The following is a 914-nucleotide window of genomic DNA, read 5'->3' as shown; positions in this document are numbered from 1 at the left end:
ATCCATATTTATTTATAGAAAAGCTTGATCGTTCATAAAAATCATCAGAACTGCAATTGTTTATTGCTTGTTTCTGATGATTTTTTTGATAGTTACGCAAAGATATTCAGGGTATGAATAATTCGGGATCTATTATTTTTTGTATTGACTGAGGAATTAATAAAAAGACAACATAAGAAAAAATATTTAAAATTATACCTAAAAATAGTTGAAGTTTATGTTTTATCGTCTCAGGAATCAATAATTTTTTCATAAATGTCTCCCTCTTAATGTCATAATCTATCATACAGGTTTTCTAGAGCCATTATGCTATAAAATGAATTTAAAATTTTTTGATTTACATCATTAGTACATCTACTAAATGGATCATCATAGCCAAAATATCCCAAATTTGTTTGAATGTATTCAAGAAATTCAACAGCATCTTCAAAAAAAGTATTTTCAAAATATTTTCGAATATTTAAAGCAATTAAAATACTTAACGCAAATTCCCTAATCTGATATTTTCTAGCAAAATAGATACTTAAGCCACCTATATAGTCTGACAACATTTCATTAAAAGAAGTCGGTAAATTTCTATTTGAAAGAAACAACAACTGATACAACACATCTAAATCTACACACTTCATTAATGTTGAAAAAGCAAGGTTTGACAACAACTCCTCAGCTAATTGCTTTTCCTTTTGACTACTAAGTATCCCTAACCTATATTTAAAATATCGTAATCTGAAGTCAAAATCCTTATCATTTGCCGAGATGCACTCAAATGCTAGTTTTTCTTTTATAGTGGATTTCAGTCAATATCTTGGACAGTTTTTGATAGAATTTTGTGCGTTCTAGGCGCCCCGTGGTTGCCTGGCCTCCTTTTTCTAGTTAGTATCTTTCAGAAACTAACTAGAAAAAAGAGGGTAAAT

The 914-nt window shown here is 28.9% G+C and carries 1 protein-coding gene; it reads right to left on the bottom strand.

The window, feature by feature from the left end; all coding sequences use genetic code 11:
* Positions 1–272 precede the first annotated feature (272 nt).
* On the bottom strand, positions 273–656 hold the full coding sequence (locus I1A59_RS09460; protein ID WP_196092493.1) for a hypothetical protein: 384 nt from the start codon (positions 654–656) through the stop codon (positions 273–275).
* Positions 657–914 lie beyond the last annotated feature (258 nt).

It is taken from the genome of Streptococcus sp. NLN76 (assembly GCF_015686645.1).
Lineage (GTDB): Bacteria > Bacillota > Bacilli > Lactobacillales > Streptococcaceae > Streptococcus.
Note: the sequence above shows the minus strand (reverse complement) of the source record. Positions and strands in the feature narration are given on the sequence as shown.